Here is a 16166-nt window from a genome sequence, read left to right as displayed (position 1 = left end):
AATCATTCTGAATCGGCTGCTTGGTGCTTTTTCATCCATTGAGGCAATGCGGCACTGATTTGTGTCGGCAAAACGACATAGTGCTCTTTTGCCAATGCTTCGCCAATCAGGCTATGGAGATAGACAGCCGCTTGGATCGTTTCCTCTGTTTTTTCAAACTGTGCTAAAAAGCTGGTAATCATGCCTGCCAGCGTATCACCCATGCCTCCAGTCGCCATTGCGGGTGTTCCGAGGGGATTTTGGGCGATGCTGCTGCCGTAAATTTGTGTGCGATGGCTTTTTAAGACTACCAGACTTCCGAGTTTTTGTTGGGCTTGCTGGTTGTTTTCTTCTGTCTGGTCGGCAATTGCCAGTCCGCTGAGCCGTTGCCATTCCATCTGATGCGGCGTGAAGACGACTTGTTCAGGAAAGGGGATGATCAGCGGATATTTGGCAGCCAAATTGATCGCCGAACCATCGATCACCAACCATTGGTGTTCTTTTTGGGCAGAAACGATCCGCTGCAGCAGATCAAAATTGCTTTTTCCTTCGCCTAATCCAGGACCAATCAGTAGGACGTCTGCTGATTCGGTGACCGTATCGATCAGTTCTGTTTGCTGCCAATCGACAAACATCGCTTCAGGCAAGCGGGCGTGCAGGGCTGTTCGGTTGACGCCATCGGAGATCACGGTGGTCAAACCAGTTCCCCCATACACACAGGCTTGCGCAGCCATTAAGATCGCCCCACCGAATTGGCGGTTGCCCCCTACTAAAACGGCTCGGCCAAAAGTGCCTTTGTGGCTTTTTGTCGGGCGCTGTTGGATCACTTTGGATAAAATTGCAGAATCAAGTTGCTCCATGCAATGACTCCTTTCGTTAATCAAAATCGAGTTATATTTATTATACCTGTTTCCTAGAAATTTCATAGAAAAGACCCATGGAAAAAGGCACAATTTTTTTTCCTTTTTTGGTTTAAGAGTGTTATCATAAATAGCGAGAACAGAAATGGAGGGAACACTATGACAATCGATTGGAAAAAAGAGGTCGAAGCCCGCAAAGACGATTTGCTGAACGACTTGATTGATCTATTGAAAGTGAAAAGTGAAAGAGAAGATGATAAAGCGACTGCGGATGCGCCATTTGGTCCTGGACCTCGTGATGCGTTGCTACACATGCTAGCTTATGGCGAACGTGATGGCTTCACAGTCAAAAACGTCGATAACTACGCTGGTCACATCGAATTTGGTGAAGGAGACGAAACATTAGGGATCTTCGGCCACATGGATGTTGTTCCTGCAGGTGACGGCTGGTCAACCGATCCTTATGATCCAGTCATCAATGACAACAAAATCTATGCTCGTGGTTCTTCTGATGATAAAGGTCCTTCAATGGCTGCCTATTATGGGATGAAGATCATCAAAGAATTAGGCTTGCCATTATCGAAAAAAATCCGTTTTGTCGTTGGTTCTGATGAAGAAAGCGGCTGGGCAGATATGGATTACTACTTTGAGCATGAAGAAAAGCCTGATTTTGGCTTCTCACCAGATGCCAATTTCCCAATCATCAATGGAGAAAAAGGAAATGTGACATTAGGGATCCATTTCCAAGGCAACAATGAAGGAGACTTCACGCTGCAAAGCTTTACTGCTGGCTTGCGAGAAAATATGGTACCAGGAACGGCAACAGCAAGCTTCATTGCTCCATCAACAGAAGAAGCATTAGCGATCGAAAAAGCCTTTTTCGATTACGTTGAAGCCAATCCAGTGACGGGGACGATTGAAACAGAAAATGAACAAGTGACGATCGAATTAGTCGGTAAAGGTGCTCATGGTGCCAGCCCACAATCAGGAATCAATGCGGGGACTTTCTTAGCAGTCTTCTTAGATAACTATGCCTTTGGCGGCGGCGCAAAACAATTCATCCATGCAGCAGCAGCCTATGTCCATGAAGATTTCTACGGTGAAAAATTAGGTGTGGCGTACGAAGACGAAAAAATGGGTAAATTGACAATGAATGCTGGCTTGTTTGCTTTCAAAGCGAACCAAGCAGGAACGCAAGCAGACAACTTTATCGCATTGAACTTCCGTTATCCTAAAGGCGTAACTGCGGAAGGACTTGAAATCGGTGTGGAACGCACCGTCGGTATGGAAGGGGCAACCGTTACCCGCAATGACCGCAACATGGAACCTCACTACGTACCAGCAGATGATCCATTGGTAGAAACTTTATTGGCGGTTTATGAAGAACACACTGGCGAAAAAGGCTTCGAACAAATCATCGGCGGCGGCACATACGGCCGTCTATTGAAACGCGGCGTTGCTTATGGCGCAATGTTCCCTGGCTATGTTGACACCATGCACCAAGCCAATGAATTCATGAGCTTGGATGACCTATTCAACGCAGCGGTGATCTATGCAGATGCTATCTACCGTTTGGCGAAATAAAGAGACATTGATTGGGTCTGTTCACTCGCTAAATAAATACAATTGAACGTTTCGTGCGGCATTCTCGTATGTTTTTCATGTGAGAGAATGCCGCACTTTTTAGTATGGAACAGGGGGCTGAGTAGTAAAAAACACCTCATAGTGATGAGGTGTAGAAGCAATCAGTCTTTACATTTTTTCTTTAGGATTGCGTCAGTGAGGATTTCTGAAAAATCTAAATGCATAGTTCGTCCTAGTTTATCCGCCCATTGAGGAATCGCCAGTTTTTTCTCGACGAAGGTTTGATTCTCTAAATATTCTGAAACATCGACAAGGACCATCGATAGAAATGATTTTTCTTTGTCGTAATCGAATTCAAAATCTAAATCGTCTATAAATGGATTGTTCGCTTCCAGTGATAAACAATTAATGGAGGTAGACAGCGGAATCTCCCGATTATTTTCAATACAATCTGCCAAAACGATTCCGAGCCAATCGGATGCCATGAATAAAGCATCGGCGATGTCTAAGCCTTGAGTGCCGACTTGCTCAGGAAAATCAGGAAAAGAAATAAAATACTTCACTTCGCTTTCGTCTGTATCGGTGTAATAAAACAATGCAGGGTAACTTGCTAACATAGTGTACAACTCCTTTTTCGCGATTCTCTACAGATCTGATTGCAATGGTAGCGCTCTTATTTTTCACTAGTACCCAGTAGTCTTAAGCAAGAGTTGTTGCTTTTTCAATTGTACCAGTGTCATAAATACTGAACAATAGGCAATTTTTTTTTAAGAGGAGAGTATCAATTCAGAAATTCTGATGATTGAAAGAACATCATCTTTTGTGGTAATTTAAAAATCTTTGTGTCTATTATTACTGAAAATGTCCCAATTTATTATTGACATCAAATCGTCCGAATGATTTACTTTTTGTAAGGAGTTGAAAAGTGATGCCTGATTTGGTGAAATTTATTTTGGTTATTCTGGCGATTTGGGTGGTTTATCAAGTATTTACGACGATTTTATTTACCCTTTCCCAAAAAGCAGTTGCCAAACGAATCAAAAGCGGGAAGATGTCTGATCAGCAGTTGGCGAATTTGTACCACGCTGTAGCACGAGCAAATCAAGGAAGCAATTTCCAAGCGATTTTCTCTTATGGGCTCTTTTACCGCAGCCATGCAAAGCAAAGTGATGCGGTCTATGAACTGTATCGCGCAGAAATGGCGAAAAGAAATCTGTTGTAACCAACTGTGAAGCAGCTGCTTTCGAGAATATTGCTCGAAGTAACAAAAAAGCCTAGGTTCTGCACAACAAGTGCAGAACCTAGGCTTTTTTGGTATTTACTGGGCAGCAAGCTGTGACAGATAAACACAGCTCCTTGCTGCAGCTATTTCTTGTCTTTGCTGCTTTTTTGATCCATGCCCGCACCGATCGCTACCCCTAGTGCGATGCCTAAACCCATGCCTAATGCTAGATTGTCAAAAAACAGCAGCCCAAATGCAGCACCTAATGCCATTCCGACACCGATCCCCAGTCCCATATTGTTAGAAGCGGCTTCCTTTTCTTTAGACGTTTGCGGCGGTTTTTTCGTCATTGTGAAAAACCCCTTTCTTTTTAGTATAGAGGGGTTTCGTTTTGATGACAAATATTCGAACTGCTGCTCGGTGATATGCATCAGGAGAGTGCAACCGCTAAGTATGGCAAACGAGTTGAACCATTGGTCTATCTTCCGCCGGGCAAATAGTTACGCTCGGGGTTGTAGCGGCGAATGATCTTATTTTCAGCGAGTACGTGCTCATAATAATAAACAGGCGCATCCTTAGTCTCTAGTCGAAAAACAAAGACGAGCGGAACCTTTAAGACGGAATAGCGCGCGGGGATCGCAATATACGATTTTTGATTGCGCTCCATCGTCAGTGCGAATTCATCAAACAAAAGCGCCACTGGTGTGGGAAAGTTTACCAATTCATAATAGTGTTTTTCAAATGCATAGGTTTCTTGTTTTGCATAAGCGATTTTTGCAGCTGGCATACACATTCACCTCACTTGAATTATACGAACGTTTGTTCTGTTTGTAAAGTGAAAAATTACCAAGCGAGGAAAAAGGAGGCGTTCTCTATGAAAAAGATGTTATGCTAACAAGAAATTTGCTACACTAGAGAAAAGAAGGAATCAAAAAGGAGCAGATACCATGGATTACGAACGTTTCGCACGATTACAGGCACGCTTTGCCGATGAAAAACTGCTGACCAAAGAAGGGGTCTATCGGTTGCGTTTGTCAGGGAAGGCGCAGTTCGAACTAGCCTTTATCAAAACCGGACCCTGTGGCGAGTCTGTCTACCAGCCGCTGATCAAGGGCACTTTTGCTGAAAAAGAAGCAATCCCTACCTATTTGCTGGATCTTGCGGCGCAGCCTATGACGCAAATCAGTCAGCGAACCTCCGAAAATGAAGCAGTGTTAGATAAAGCGTTAGTAGCATTAATGGAAAAATGTGAGCAGGCAGTTGCCGTCAACGAAGCCGCACAAGAAGCCGCACGTTAATTAGCATGACAAAGATACAAGAGCCGCCTGAACCTGATTTTTTACACTAAGCAAAAAACGATCCTGACAAGATTCCTTGCCAAAGATCGTTTTTTATTTTCCCGTGGTAATTAGTGTCCTCATTCGCCGAAGTGGTCTGAGAAGCCTTGTTGTTTCATAAAGGCCGCGACATCTGGACGTCGCGGTTCACGGAAAAATTCCGTCATTTTCGTTTGCCAATTGGTTTGCTGTTGATTGCTGCTGCGCTGTGCATAATAGGCTTCTGTCGTTTGATTGTACTGGGCTGTTTGCTCCTGCGTCAGCGGTTGATACTGATCGACACTTACGATCGCTTCTTGGGGCAAACGGACTTTCGGCTCATTTCTGTGTTGCGGATAGCCGATCGTTAAACCGAATAACGGAAACGTTAATTTTGGTAAGCCGACAAGTTCTGCGATACGAGGCAAATCATTGCGGATGCCGCCGATGTAACAAATTCCTAAGTCTTGCGCTTCAGCGTAAGCTACCATGTTTTGGGCAGCGATGGTCGTATCAACGACAGACACAATAAATGGTTCCATCGTGGTTAAGTGGGTATCAGGCACCCCTGCTTGGGTCAGCAGCTGCTGGTGTTTATGTAAGTCGGCGACAAAAAGATAGAAGACGCCCGTTCGAGTGATGTAATTTGGGGCACCGGCAATTTCTTCGATGGCAGCCAGTTTTTCAGGATCACTGACCTCAATGATCGAATAGGCTTGAACAAAGTTCGAACTGGAACCGCTCTGGGCAACCGTTACTAATTTTTGCTTGAGTTCCTTTGATAGTGGCCGGGGTTGAAAATCTCGGACAGAGCTATGGCGGGTAAAAGTATCAAAAAGATCCATCGTTTTTCCTCCTGTAACGTACAAATTTCTTTCTTCCTTAGTGTAACAGAAAAAAAGGAATGGGAACAAAAAGAATGTTTTCAAAAAATTTTCAAATTGATGTTTTATAGTTGCCAAGCACAAAAGTTTCCGTTATGATAATGATACATTCTTATTATTATTCCTTAGGGGAGTAACCGGTGGCGCAAGCTGCGATAATATCAACAGTAAGTAAGCTGGCGACAGCTTTCTGGTATTATTTGAAATGGTGAGACCTAAGACAAGCGTATACTTGTCTTAGGTCTCTTTTTTTCTAGCAGAGTGCCTAAGGAAAATAAAATTAAAAGGGGCAAAAAAATTGGCGAAAGAAATGTATCAAAAAGAAATCTCGGAAATTATGGCAGAGGTCCAGAGCAGTCCAGAGGGGTTGACGCAGCAAGAGGCAGCCAAGCGGTTAGAAAATGGCTTGAACCAGCTGAAGGAAGCACCTAAGAAATCTAGCTTTGCCTTATTCTTAGATACCTTCAAAGATGCGATGGTGATCGTCTTGCTGATCGTGGCAATCATCCAAATGGTTATGGGTGCCCACGTTGAGTCGATCGTTATCTTCGCAGTACTCTTGTTGAATTCCGTCGTCAGTGTGATTCAAACGAAAAAAGCCGAAGGGTCGTTAGACGCTTTGAAAAGCCTGTCGGCACCAGATGCTAACGTCATTCGGGATGGCAAAGAACAAAGTGTGCTGGCGAAAGAATTGGTTGTCGGCGATATCGTTATTTTAGAAGCTGGGGACTATGTACCAGCAGATGGTCGATTGATCGAAGAGGGTTCTTTGAAGGTCGATGAAGGAATGCTGACTGGGGAATCAACGCCAGCGGAAAAAGAATTAGGTGTGATCGATCGTACCGCACCGATCGGCGACCGTGACAACATGGTCTTCAGTGGAACGATCGTCACTTATGGACGTGGTCGGTTTATCGTAACTGCGACTGGTAATGTGACGGAAATCGGTCAAGTGGCTGGCTTATTGGAAAGTACAGTTGAACACAAAACACCATTGCAAAGAGGATTAGACAGCTTCAGTAAAAAACTGAGCTTGGCGATCTTAGTCCTTTCATTGATTATTTTAGGGGTTCAAGTCGCACGGTTGTTCTTAGGTGACGGAACAGGTGATATGACACAAGACTTAGTCAACGCCTTTATGTTTGCGGTAGCCGTAGCCGTTGCAGCGATTCCAGAAGCCTTGCAATCGATCGTGACGATCGTTCTTTCGATCGGAACAAAACAAATGGCGAAGCGTCATGCCATCATTCGAAAACTACCAGCGGTTGAAACATTGGGTTCAACGAGTATCGTTTGTACCGATAAGACCGGGACTTTGACCCAAAACAAAATGACCGTTGTTGACTACTATTTACCAAATGGGCAAACGGGCACGTTCTCCGATGAGCCAACTACCTGGACATTGCCTGAAAAACGCTTAGTAGAGATCAGTGTCTTGGCCAATGATGCTGCCATCAGTGAAGATGGGGCGAAGCTAGGAGACCCTACTGAAATTGCTTTTCTGGATTACAGTGAGAAACTAAATCAGCCTTATCGGGCGATTCGTCAACAGTTTCCTCGTTTGCAAGAATTGCCTTTCGATTCTGATCGTAAATTGATGTCTACCTTACATGAGATCGATGGCGAACATTTATTGTTGACCAAAGGTGGGCCAGACATCGTCTTTGGGCGCAGTACCAAAGTCTTGATCGATGATCAAGTCGTGCCTTTAACAGATGAAATCAAGCAGAAATTACAACATCAAAACGAAGAATTCTCAAAACGGGCATTACGGGTCTTGGCGTTTGCTTACCGTCCATTGACTGATGCCCAATCACGAGAATTGACACTTGAAGATGAGAACGAGCTGATTTTGGTTGGTTTGATGGCAATGATCGATCCTCCTCGTAAAGAAGTCAAACAAGCCGTAGCGGATGCTAAATCTGCTGGTATCAAAACAGTTATGATCACAGGGGACCACAAAACGACAGCCGTGGCGATCGCACAAGAGATCGGTATTTCAGCCGAGGGCGACTTAGCTTTGACTGGTACGGAATTGGATGCTCTTTCTGAAACCGAACTAGCGGATCAATTAGACAAAATCACAGTCTATGCTCGTGTTTCGCCAGAAAACAAAATCCGTATCGTGCGGGCTTGGCAAGACAAAGGCAAGATCTCTGCCATGACCGGGGATGGGGTCAATGATGCACCCGCCTTGAAACAAGCGGATATCGGGATCGCAATGGGAACCGGAACGGACGTTGCCAAAGACGCAGCGGCGATGGTCTTGACGGATGACAACTTTGCCTCGATCATTCGTGCAGTAGAAGTTGGCCGAAACGTCTTTGACAACATCAAAAAAGCTATTTCGTATTTGTTTGCTGGAAACTTAGGTGCGATCATTGCGATCGTCTTTGCCTTAGTAATGGGTTGGGACAATCCATTTACTGCCTTGCAGCTGCTCTTTATCAACCTAGTCAACGACTCATTACCAGCGATTGCTCTAGGAATGGAAAAAGCCGAACCAACGATCATGCAGCGCCAGCCAAGAGATCCAAATGCTGGTATCTTCACTGGAAAAACATTGATCTCAGTAACGTATCGTGGTATTTTGATTGCCGCTGTCGTGATTTTGGCACAATGGTTAGGAATGAACCAATCACCTGAATTAGGTGTTGCGATGGCCTTCTCAACACTTATCTGGAGCCGAACATTGCAAACATTACCAGCACGCTCAAACACTGAGACTGCTTGGCAAGCTGGCCTTTTTGCCAATAAAATGGTATGGTTGGCGATCGTCGTTTGTGGTGGACTATACAGCATTACCTTGATTCCTGGCATCCGTGAAGTCTTTGCGATTCCAGCAACCTTCACTTTAGGACATGTCGGTCTATGTATCGCAATGGCTGCTGCGGCAGTTGTTTTGATGGAAATCACGAAACTGATTATTATTGCCGTTCAAAAACGTCAAGGAAACGCCTAAAGCAAAAAACGTATCGATCGTTTGATCGATACGTTTTTTTGTCGTTTATCCTCACTGCTTAGTTGATTTTTTTCAGCTGACTGATTTGGGCAGCGACTTGCTTCAAGAAGGCTTCTTGACCAGCCGGCTGTTCTTGGCTGTAAAGGTAGGCTTCGTATTGCTGCGTCAAGCGGATAAAATCACCATGGAACAGTGGATAGAATGCTTCGAGTCGTTGGGCATAATCGATCAACGGCTCCGCCTCGTTACGGTACAGAACTTTCGTCGTTTGCCGTAAAAACAAAGGATAGGCAGCAACTAGCGGCTGTTTGGTAAAGCGGCAGATCAACCATAAATGAATACGGAAAAACGAATGGCGGAAATAGAAAAGTAGGCCAAGTCCTAGGATAGCTAAGCCTCCAAAGAAGCCATTGCGCAGCGTTTGTTTCAACTCCTCAGTCAACCAAACGTCATCGGTAACCGCGGCTGTTGCAGAACTGCTGGTCGTGGTTTCGCTGCTTTCTGTTTCCCTGCTGCTCGATGGTGTTGTTTCGCTGCTAGCGGTCGGTGTTTCTTCGGAGCTAGTAGATTCTTGAGTCAACACGGGACGATCTGGATTTTGGAAACTAGGGGTCGGTTCAAAAGGTACCCAACCGTAGCCGTCAAAGTAGACTTCCACCCATGAGTGGGCATTCAAGTTGCGAACGGTATAGGTAGTAATGCCGTTTTCTGTTGCAGGAGATCCAGGAGAAAAGCCTTTTGCCCAGCGAGCAGGGATCTCTAAACTCCGTAGTAGCACGACCATTGCCGTGGAAAAATTGTCGCAGTAGCCGACTTGTGATTCAAATAAAAATTGATCAACATAATCTTGCTCTTCTGCAGGCACGACGGCATCGGTTTTGGAATAGCGGAATACGAGCGGATCTTTCAAATAGCTTTCAACCGCCGTGACTTGATCAAACAGACTGTTGCTTTCAGCGGTGATCTCAGCTGCGAGATCTCGTACCCGCTGCGGCAAAGAATCGGGTAACTGGATATAATCGATCAGAGAATCCGGATAGATCAAAGGCAGATTTTGGAGATTTTCTGCGGCAAAGTCTGGATGGTCCCAATCGAGGGTCAAGGTGGTGTCTGGGAGTGGATCAATGAGATCGACCCGCTGGATGGCGTCGCTGATCTGAAATCCGCGAGCACCGTTTTCAAGGGACAACGTGCTGCGTCCATAGGGCAATGGGACATAGTCTCCATGGTTTTGAAATTGGACCCGAACGGATTCGTTCTCAAGATAGGCTTGCTGATAGCTTTGATCCGCGATCGTGACGCCCTCTGCTTCTAAGCGAGCCTCTTCGCGGCTCGTACTGATCCAGCCCTTACCAGAATAAAAATCTTTGCTTTCCACCCGCCAGTAATGCGGGGTTTCTTGTTGCGCTTCAAATAAAATCGTCGCATCATCCAGTAGTGGTCCGCCTAATTGACGGTCGTTTTCACTGAATCCAGTGCGAGAGCCGCTGGGCGTGCCATGATCTTCAATAAATTGATAAAAACCCAGCTGATTCAGATTTGTCCGTATAGGCGTGGAACGGGCTGCCAACTGTTCCCGCAGGCTCGTTTGCGGCAAGTAGACAGCAGTGACGGCTAGTCCACCAATCAATAGCATCACAGCGAACCAGGGAGCGATCGTTTGACTGGATTGAAAGACGCTGCGCTGGATCAGTGAAGAAGCCAAGGCACAAAGAAAAATACCCATCAAATGCCACGTCAGATCAAATTGATTAAAAATCACGACTGTTAGCAAGTAGCCGATCATGGTAGCGTAAATCAAGAAAAAGCGTTGATAAGCGATCGGTAAGATCGCTAAAAACAAAACCCAACTAACGATCAATGTCACCGCCGCCAGTTCGGTGATATAGCCGACTTCACCGCTGAGGATCTCTTGAAAGGCACGGTGCAGGTCTAGCCAAAAACGCAGCAGCCAATCAAAAGAAAAGGCAGTCCCATAAGGAAAGATCCGATACAAGACGATCAGCCAAGCGGCTGCCAGCAAAGGCAAACTGTAACGGACTTTCGGCACCACGGTCAAAATCAAACAGACACTAAAGGCATAAGTTAAAAGGGTGAACTGATTGCCAAGGTCATAAACTGCGATAAACGGCAAGATCACCAGTGATAGACTGAGAAAGGTCAGAAGACCAATCAGCGCTTTCTTAATAAATCTCATCCTACCGCCTCCTCAAGTTTATTCAACTGCCTCATTAAATCAGCGTAGGTAAACACTTGGCAGCTGTTTTTTGCTTCCAACTGACTGAGGTAGTCTTCCAGTTGTGGGGTAAAAACCGGGGTAATGAAGACAAGATGGCTGCCAGTCAAAAGCGGTACCCCTTCAGGAACTTTCTCGAAGGGAAGGATCTGGGCATAGGCAGCGGCATCCGTTTGGTAAGGAGAAGTCAATCCGTCACCAATCAAGAGCGGCTGAAAAAGTCGTTGATTTTGCGAGAAATGGTGGATCGAATAAAACAGTGTCAAAGTCTCTTCAAAAGCAGGATGATCTTCTCCCCAAAAGAGCAGAACGATGTCATGTTCTTCTTCATGTTCTCGTTCGCGATAGATCAATTCCTGTTGTTTGCTGGATAATTTCCAATCGATATTTTTTAAGGAATCCCCTAACTGGTATTGACGGAACTGTCGAATAGAAAAATTGGGTTCTCCGTGGGTTTGGCTGCGGACTTGCTGTTTAAAAAATGGCAGCAGGGTAACGGCTTCTGGCGCCAATTTAGGCAGGATAAAAATCGATTGTTTCGCAACTGCAGCGTAGCTTTTTTCAAAAAAGCCAAAGAGATCATGGCTGTACAATTGAACGGGCAATTCTTCATAGATGCCTCGCTCCTTTGGGGTCCAAGGCAGCTGCAGCCGAATCAGATTGCCTCGATAAAAGGTGCTGTGATGACTTTCCTTGAAACGATCGTCAAACTGTAAGGTGAAATCGACCAGCGGCAGCAGCGTCGGGCGATACTTGAAGACTTGCAGCGGTAAGGTGATCGCTGTGTGTGTTTCAGCTTGGATCGATTCTTCTAAAATGATTTGAACCTTCTTGAGGGAGGGGAGCAAGAATACTGCATCAAGCAACAATAACAAAGTCAGTAAAAACCAAAGGCTCCAGCCAGCATTATTATTGAAGATCACACAGTAAGCCAGCAGCAGAAAATAGGCAGCGCTAAACAACAGGAGGCGCAGCAGGCGTTCAAGCTTCTTTTTCTTCATCGCTATCTCCTCGTTGGGACAGGCACTCGTTGGATCATCTGTTTCATCAAGTCTGAAAGGGTCTCCGTGCTGGCATGAACGCCACCTTTCAGTAATAAACGATGACCGAAGACTGCTGGTAAAATTCGCTGCAAGTCTTGCGGCGTGACAAAGGTCCGACCTTCCGTCAATGCTAACGCTTTGGCCCCTTTTAAGAAGGCGATCCCACCACGAGGGCTGATACCAAGGTCAATGGCATTATGCTGACGGCTCGCTTGAACCAGCTGCAATGCGTAACGGGCGACCCGCTCATCGACATACACGTCATCGACCATCGCTTTTAAAGCGGTCACTTCATCAGCATGTAAAATGGTTTGGATCTGATCCAAGCTTTGCTGTCGTTTTCCAGTCAAGAGGGCGAGCTCATCTTGAAAATCTGGGTAACCGATATGCAGGCGGAACAAAAAACGATCCAATTGGGCTTCAGGCAAAGGATACGTTCCTTCATACTCGATTGGATTTTGCGTGGCTAAAACAAAAAAGTGGGGACTCAATGGGTACGTTTGATTGTCGATGGTGACATGATTTTCTGACATAGCTTCTAAGAGTGAGGCTTGCGTCCTTGGTGTGGTTCGGTTGATCTCATCTGCCAAGAGGACGGAGGTGAAGATCGGGCCAGGACGAAACTCGAACTGGTGGCTTTGGGAATTAAAAATCGACACACCTAACACATCGTTAGGTAAAAGGTCTGGGGTAAACTGTACCCGTTTGTAGTCACTTTGAATGGCTTTGGCTAACGATTTGACCAACATCGTTTTCCCGACACCGGGGATATCTTCGAATAAAACGTGTCCGCCAGCAAGCAGCGCAGCCACGGTAAATTGGATCACATCTCGTTTGCCTAAAATCACTTTTTCCACTTCTGCGATCAAGGCATCTATTTTTTGTAATTCAGCGGTCATCTGATAACCTCCCTACGTTCGTTTCTTCCATTGTAACGGTTTTCTAGGACTGTCGCAATTTTCGTGTAACAATTAAAGAAAATTTCAAGAATATTCAAAAAAGAGAAATCCTTTCTGCGGATTTGCGAAAGAAAAACAAAAAACTTCCGAAGCGTTTCCTCGGAAGTTTGCGTTTGATAGAACAGAAGCGACTAGAAGGTGTGGTGCAAGAGGTCAGCGGCGATCTGGTCCGCCTGCCGTAAATTCCAAGCATCGGTTCCTGGCTGAGCAGTGGCAGCCGTCATCCAGTGGATGCCTTCTGTGGGAATCCCAAAACAATAGAGGGTAGGGTAAGGGCGGTCATCTGGTCCAAGGATCTGATTGGTCTCAGGATCGATGGCGATCGCACCCGTCTCAAAAGGCACCTCATTGGGGATCGCCAACTGGTGCGGGTGAATAATCCGATCGTTTAGCAGTTGCCGCAACAAGGAATTGTTGGTTCGACGAATCGCTGTCGATGGAATGCGAGCCTCAATTAGTTGCGTCGCGTGATAGCGTGTGTCGTCAAATCGCTTTGAATACGTACAGTAAGCCTCCTCGATCTCAAAAGTCATGTCAGGACCTAGTAAGGTCACCACTCCCGCTTCCATCAATGCCACCAGTTCCTGAAGGCGCCTAACTGGCGGACCGATCGATAAAAAGCTGTTCAAGGGAACGAAAGACTGCCAAAAGAGTGTTTTCAAGTCTTGTACTGGCATTAGCTGATGATCGAGAACAAACCGAATCGGGTCCCGCAGGTCTTTGAAGACTTCCAAGGCACTGCTGATAGGTCCTGTTAGATTGCCTTTTTCGGCATCTTGGATTTGGGTACGTAATAGTGCAATGAAAAAGTCTTGCAACGACTGTTGCTTTTTCTGAGCAAAGGGGTCGGCTAGTTGTTGCCATGACCACCACTCCGTCGTAGGAAGCTGCCATTTTTTCAGCAAGTCTTCAGATCCTTCAGAGGCAACAAAGGCGGCGGTAAAAGCGGCAAGCTGATCTTTGTCCAGCAGCTGTTTTTCTAAAAGCAGCGTCTGATAATAGACGAGTTCTGCCTCTTTTTTTAAATAGAAGAGCAGGGTCTTGCCAGCAACCGTTTTGGCTGCTTGCCAAGCAGCGAGGCGTTCAGGGGTCAAAAAAACGGGCTTTCGCTGCTGCGTCGGTGTTTTTTGATTGCGGCCACGAGGATGATACGGGACACCCCGACGAGAACCTGCGATGATTTGTGGTTCTTCACCAGAAGGTTGATAGACGAGGGATCCATTGACTTTGACGAAGGTGCCGCCCCGACCGCTGGTCAAGCGGGTGACGTAATCGTAAAAGGCAAGTCCTAGTCCCCGTAAAATCACAGGTTCGCCAGCTTTCACCGCCGTTAGATCCGTATCTGCCGCATTGGCTGGCGGTGCATAAAACCAGCCATTATTTTCTGCGGCCGCCGCCAATCGTTGTTCTGCTGCTGACAGTTGGGCTTGTGAATGGCCTGTAGCTAAGACGACGGCATCAACAAGAAATGTTTGGTGAGCCGTCGTCAACTGGTAGCGATTTTTGGAAAGAGGGGTCAAGGAGCTGACACTGTCTGACAGATGGTTGACGGTAATGGATTCAGGCAGCTCTTTTAATAGCTGCTGATAAAACCACTGCTGATAGAGGCTATATAACGCCCGCGAGCAATGCCCGTTAGGATCAAGTGAATCAAGTGCTGTGCATTCCGTAACGAGCTCAGGGGCATGCGTGGCTGCGAAATGTTTCCCTTCTGTCACTGCCCATTCGTATAAGGTAGGTCCTTTGACCACGGGACCGCCGGTGCTTAATGTGTCATCCGTGAAAAGGGTGACTTGACTGGTTACAGAATTCAATAGCAGATCCGCCGATTGGTCCGTGCGCCAAACTGCCCCAGGAAGAAAGGGATCAAACAGCAGCAAGTTGATGGCTTGTTTGTTTTGTTTGCTATGAGCGATCAGTCGTTCTGAAAGTGAAAGTCCACGAGGACCAGCACCAATGATAGCTATTTTCATATCACACCGCCTCTATTATTCTATGGTCATTGTGTCATCAACGGGCTAAGTCAAAAGGTGTCTTGCGGAAAATCAGCCAGTGCATGCCTAGCACCATGGCTTCCTCGATGGCATCGATATAATGAAAAGCAGGCTGATTGGGTTGTTGCTGCAGCAATGGATTTTTTTGGATCGCGTCTAAGAGATCGGTTTTTACTGCATCACTGCTGGCTAAAATAATACAGTGGGGGGCAAAAGCTGCATTATAAAATGGCAGTAAGCTTGTCAGACGCTGAACCAAAGCCGTGCGGTCTTGCGGTGCCCCTTGATCCAAGTAGCCGGGCAAAAATTTTGCTTCTCCTGCTAGGGCATCTTTTCCTTCTAAAAGTGCACCATTGACCAGGAGCGTGATACCAGGCATGCTTTTTTCGGGATTGTACATGCCGACGATGGTTTGCTGCAAGGAGATCTGTTGGGCGATGCAATAGCCGATCGTTAAAATATGGGCATCGTTTTGACAGTAGAAGGGCAGTGCAGTGACCTCTGCCACGAGGGCTGCCAGCTGCCAGCCATTAAATTTTTCATACCAGCTGGAAGTCACGGTTCCTCCACTGATTTTTCCTGGTAAAAAGAGGGCGATCTGTTCCACAGAGGGAAATAATGCTAGCTCGTTCGTTACACATTCTTGAAAGCGATGAGGGGCAACATCAGGAAAGGGCTGGTCGTGTTTTGCCAAAACCTTTCCCTTGCGGTCGATCAGCATGGACCAAAGAGCCAAGGAACCATCGTGATCGATAAAACTAAGCAAAAGAGAATGGCCTCGGTCTTGGTTGAGCTGATAGGTCACGGCAGGCCGCCCTAGCTCTTTTTGCTCCAGCGGACCTTTAGTGATTTCTTCCTCTGCCAACAATTCTTTTAATAATGAGTTAGTGGTGACCATGCTGATGCCGGTTTTCTTTACTAAATCGGAGGCGAATAATGCCCCGTTTTGAAATAAGGTTTTTAAAACCAGCTGTTTGTTTTGCTGGCGAATGGAATGGGTGGTAGAAGCCATAGGTGTTCTCCTTAATGAAGTGATTTAATTAAGTATACCGACGGGATGAAACGATGTAAAGTTTTTAAAAGACTGACTTGACGGAAAACTTGAAAATAAGTATACTTAATTAACA

The 16166-nt window shown here is 46.0% G+C and carries 14 protein-coding genes; 4 read left to right on the top strand and 10 right to left on the bottom strand.

The genetic code is table 11. The annotated features are described in order from the left end of the window. Nucleotides 1-2: 2 nt before the first annotated feature. The gene (locus IGJ15_RS10965; protein ID WP_034868393.1) at nucleotides 3-839 is read right to left on the bottom strand and encodes an NAD(P)H-hydrate dehydratase; all 837 of its coding nucleotides are present in this window, start codon (nucleotides 837-839) and stop codon (nucleotides 3-5) included. A gap of 159 nt (nucleotides 840-998) precedes the next feature. On the opposite strand from IGJ15_RS10965, the gene pepV reads away from it, so the two are divergent. Next, nucleotides 999-2423, top strand: coding sequence for a dipeptidase PepV (gene pepV / locus IGJ15_RS10960; protein WP_005225493.1), 1425 nt, complete (start codon nucleotides 999-1001; stop codon nucleotides 2421-2423). 161 nt (nucleotides 2424-2584) lie between these two features. On the opposite strand, the gene IGJ15_RS10955 is transcribed toward pepV, so the two are convergent. Beyond that, nucleotides 2585-3040, bottom strand: a complete 456-nt coding sequence (locus IGJ15_RS10955) for a type II toxin-antitoxin system HicB family antitoxin (protein WP_309420008.1) — start codon at nucleotides 3038-3040, stop codon at nucleotides 2585-2587. 311 nt (nucleotides 3041-3351) lie between these two features. Between IGJ15_RS10955 and IGJ15_RS10950 the strand changes: the two genes are divergently transcribed. Continuing rightward, nucleotides 3352-3645, top strand: coding sequence for a hypothetical protein (locus IGJ15_RS10950; protein WP_005234725.1), 294 nt, complete (start codon nucleotides 3352-3354; stop codon nucleotides 3643-3645). A gap of 143 nt (nucleotides 3646-3788) precedes the next feature. On the opposite strand, the gene IGJ15_RS10945 is transcribed toward IGJ15_RS10950, so the two are convergent. Together IGJ15_RS10945 and IGJ15_RS10940 are read right to left on the bottom strand one after the other, a co-directional pair. Next, on the bottom strand, nucleotides 3789-3995 hold the full coding sequence (locus IGJ15_RS10945; RefSeq protein WP_010747766.1) for a hypothetical protein: 207 nt from the start codon (nucleotides 3993-3995) through the stop codon (nucleotides 3789-3791). Between the two features lie 128 nt (nucleotides 3996-4123). Beyond that, nucleotides 4124-4432, bottom strand: a complete 309-nt coding sequence (locus tag IGJ15_RS10940) for a DUF5960 family protein (RefSeq protein WP_008378984.1) — start codon at nucleotides 4430-4432, stop codon at nucleotides 4124-4126. 160 nt (nucleotides 4433-4592) lie between these two features. Here IGJ15_RS10940 and IGJ15_RS10935 point away from each other — a divergent pair, with 160 nt between their 5' ends. After that, nucleotides 4593-4943 (top strand): hypothetical protein, encoded by a 351-nt coding sequence (locus tag IGJ15_RS10935; protein WP_005225497.1) that lies wholly within the window; start codon nucleotides 4593-4595, stop codon nucleotides 4941-4943. Between the two features lie 119 nt (nucleotides 4944-5062). Here IGJ15_RS10935 and IGJ15_RS10930 read toward each other — a convergent pair whose 3' ends face one another. Further along, on the bottom strand, nucleotides 5063-5806 hold the full coding sequence (locus IGJ15_RS10930; RefSeq protein WP_005225498.1) for an NADPH-dependent oxidoreductase: 744 nt from the start codon (nucleotides 5804-5806) through the stop codon (nucleotides 5063-5065). 349 nt (nucleotides 5807-6155) lie between these two features. On the opposite strand from IGJ15_RS10930, the gene IGJ15_RS10925 reads away from it, so the two are divergent. Next, the gene (locus tag IGJ15_RS10925; RefSeq protein WP_005225499.1) at nucleotides 6156-8807 is read left to right on the top strand and encodes a cation-translocating P-type ATPase; all 2652 of its coding nucleotides are present in this window, start codon (nucleotides 6156-6158) and stop codon (nucleotides 8805-8807) included. A gap of 58 nt (nucleotides 8808-8865) precedes the next feature. Here IGJ15_RS10925 and IGJ15_RS10920 read toward each other — a convergent pair whose 3' ends face one another. From IGJ15_RS10920 to IGJ15_RS10900, 5 genes are all read right to left on the bottom strand, one after another. Further along, the gene (locus IGJ15_RS10920) at nucleotides 8866-11004 is read right to left on the bottom strand and encodes a transglutaminase-like domain-containing protein (protein WP_034868395.1); all 2139 of its coding nucleotides are present in this window, start codon (nucleotides 11002-11004) and stop codon (nucleotides 8866-8868) included. Next, nucleotides 11001-12044, bottom strand: coding sequence for a DUF58 domain-containing protein (locus IGJ15_RS10915; protein WP_005225501.1), 1044 nt, complete (start codon nucleotides 12042-12044; stop codon nucleotides 11001-11003). The genes IGJ15_RS10920 and IGJ15_RS10915 overlap by 4 nt, the downstream gene beginning before the upstream one ends. A 2-nt stretch (nucleotides 12045-12046) precedes the next feature. Further along, a complete protein-coding gene (locus tag IGJ15_RS10910) occupies nucleotides 12047-12985 on the bottom strand; it encodes an AAA family ATPase (RefSeq protein WP_005225502.1) in 939 nt (312 codons plus the stop codon). 191 nt (nucleotides 12986-13176) lie between these two features. Then, complete coding sequence (locus IGJ15_RS10905; RefSeq protein WP_430599072.1) at nucleotides 13177-15018, bottom strand: FAD/NAD(P)-binding protein; 1842 nt, start codon at nucleotides 15016-15018, stop codon at nucleotides 13177-13179. A gap of 37 nt (nucleotides 15019-15055) precedes the next feature. Continuing rightward, nucleotides 15056-16051: an ROK family protein gene (locus tag IGJ15_RS10900; RefSeq protein WP_005225505.1), complete on the bottom strand. Its 996-nt coding sequence runs from the start codon at nucleotides 16049-16051 to the stop codon at nucleotides 15056-15058. Nucleotides 16052-16166 lie beyond the last annotated feature (115 nt).

Origin of the sequence: Enterococcus sp. AZ079 (genome assembly GCF_050547255.1) — a bacterium.
Taxonomy (GTDB): domain Bacteria; phylum Bacillota; class Bacilli; order Lactobacillales; family Enterococcaceae; genus Enterococcus_D; species Enterococcus_D casseliflavus.
Note: the sequence above shows the minus strand (reverse complement) of the source record. Positions and strands in the feature narration are given on the sequence as shown.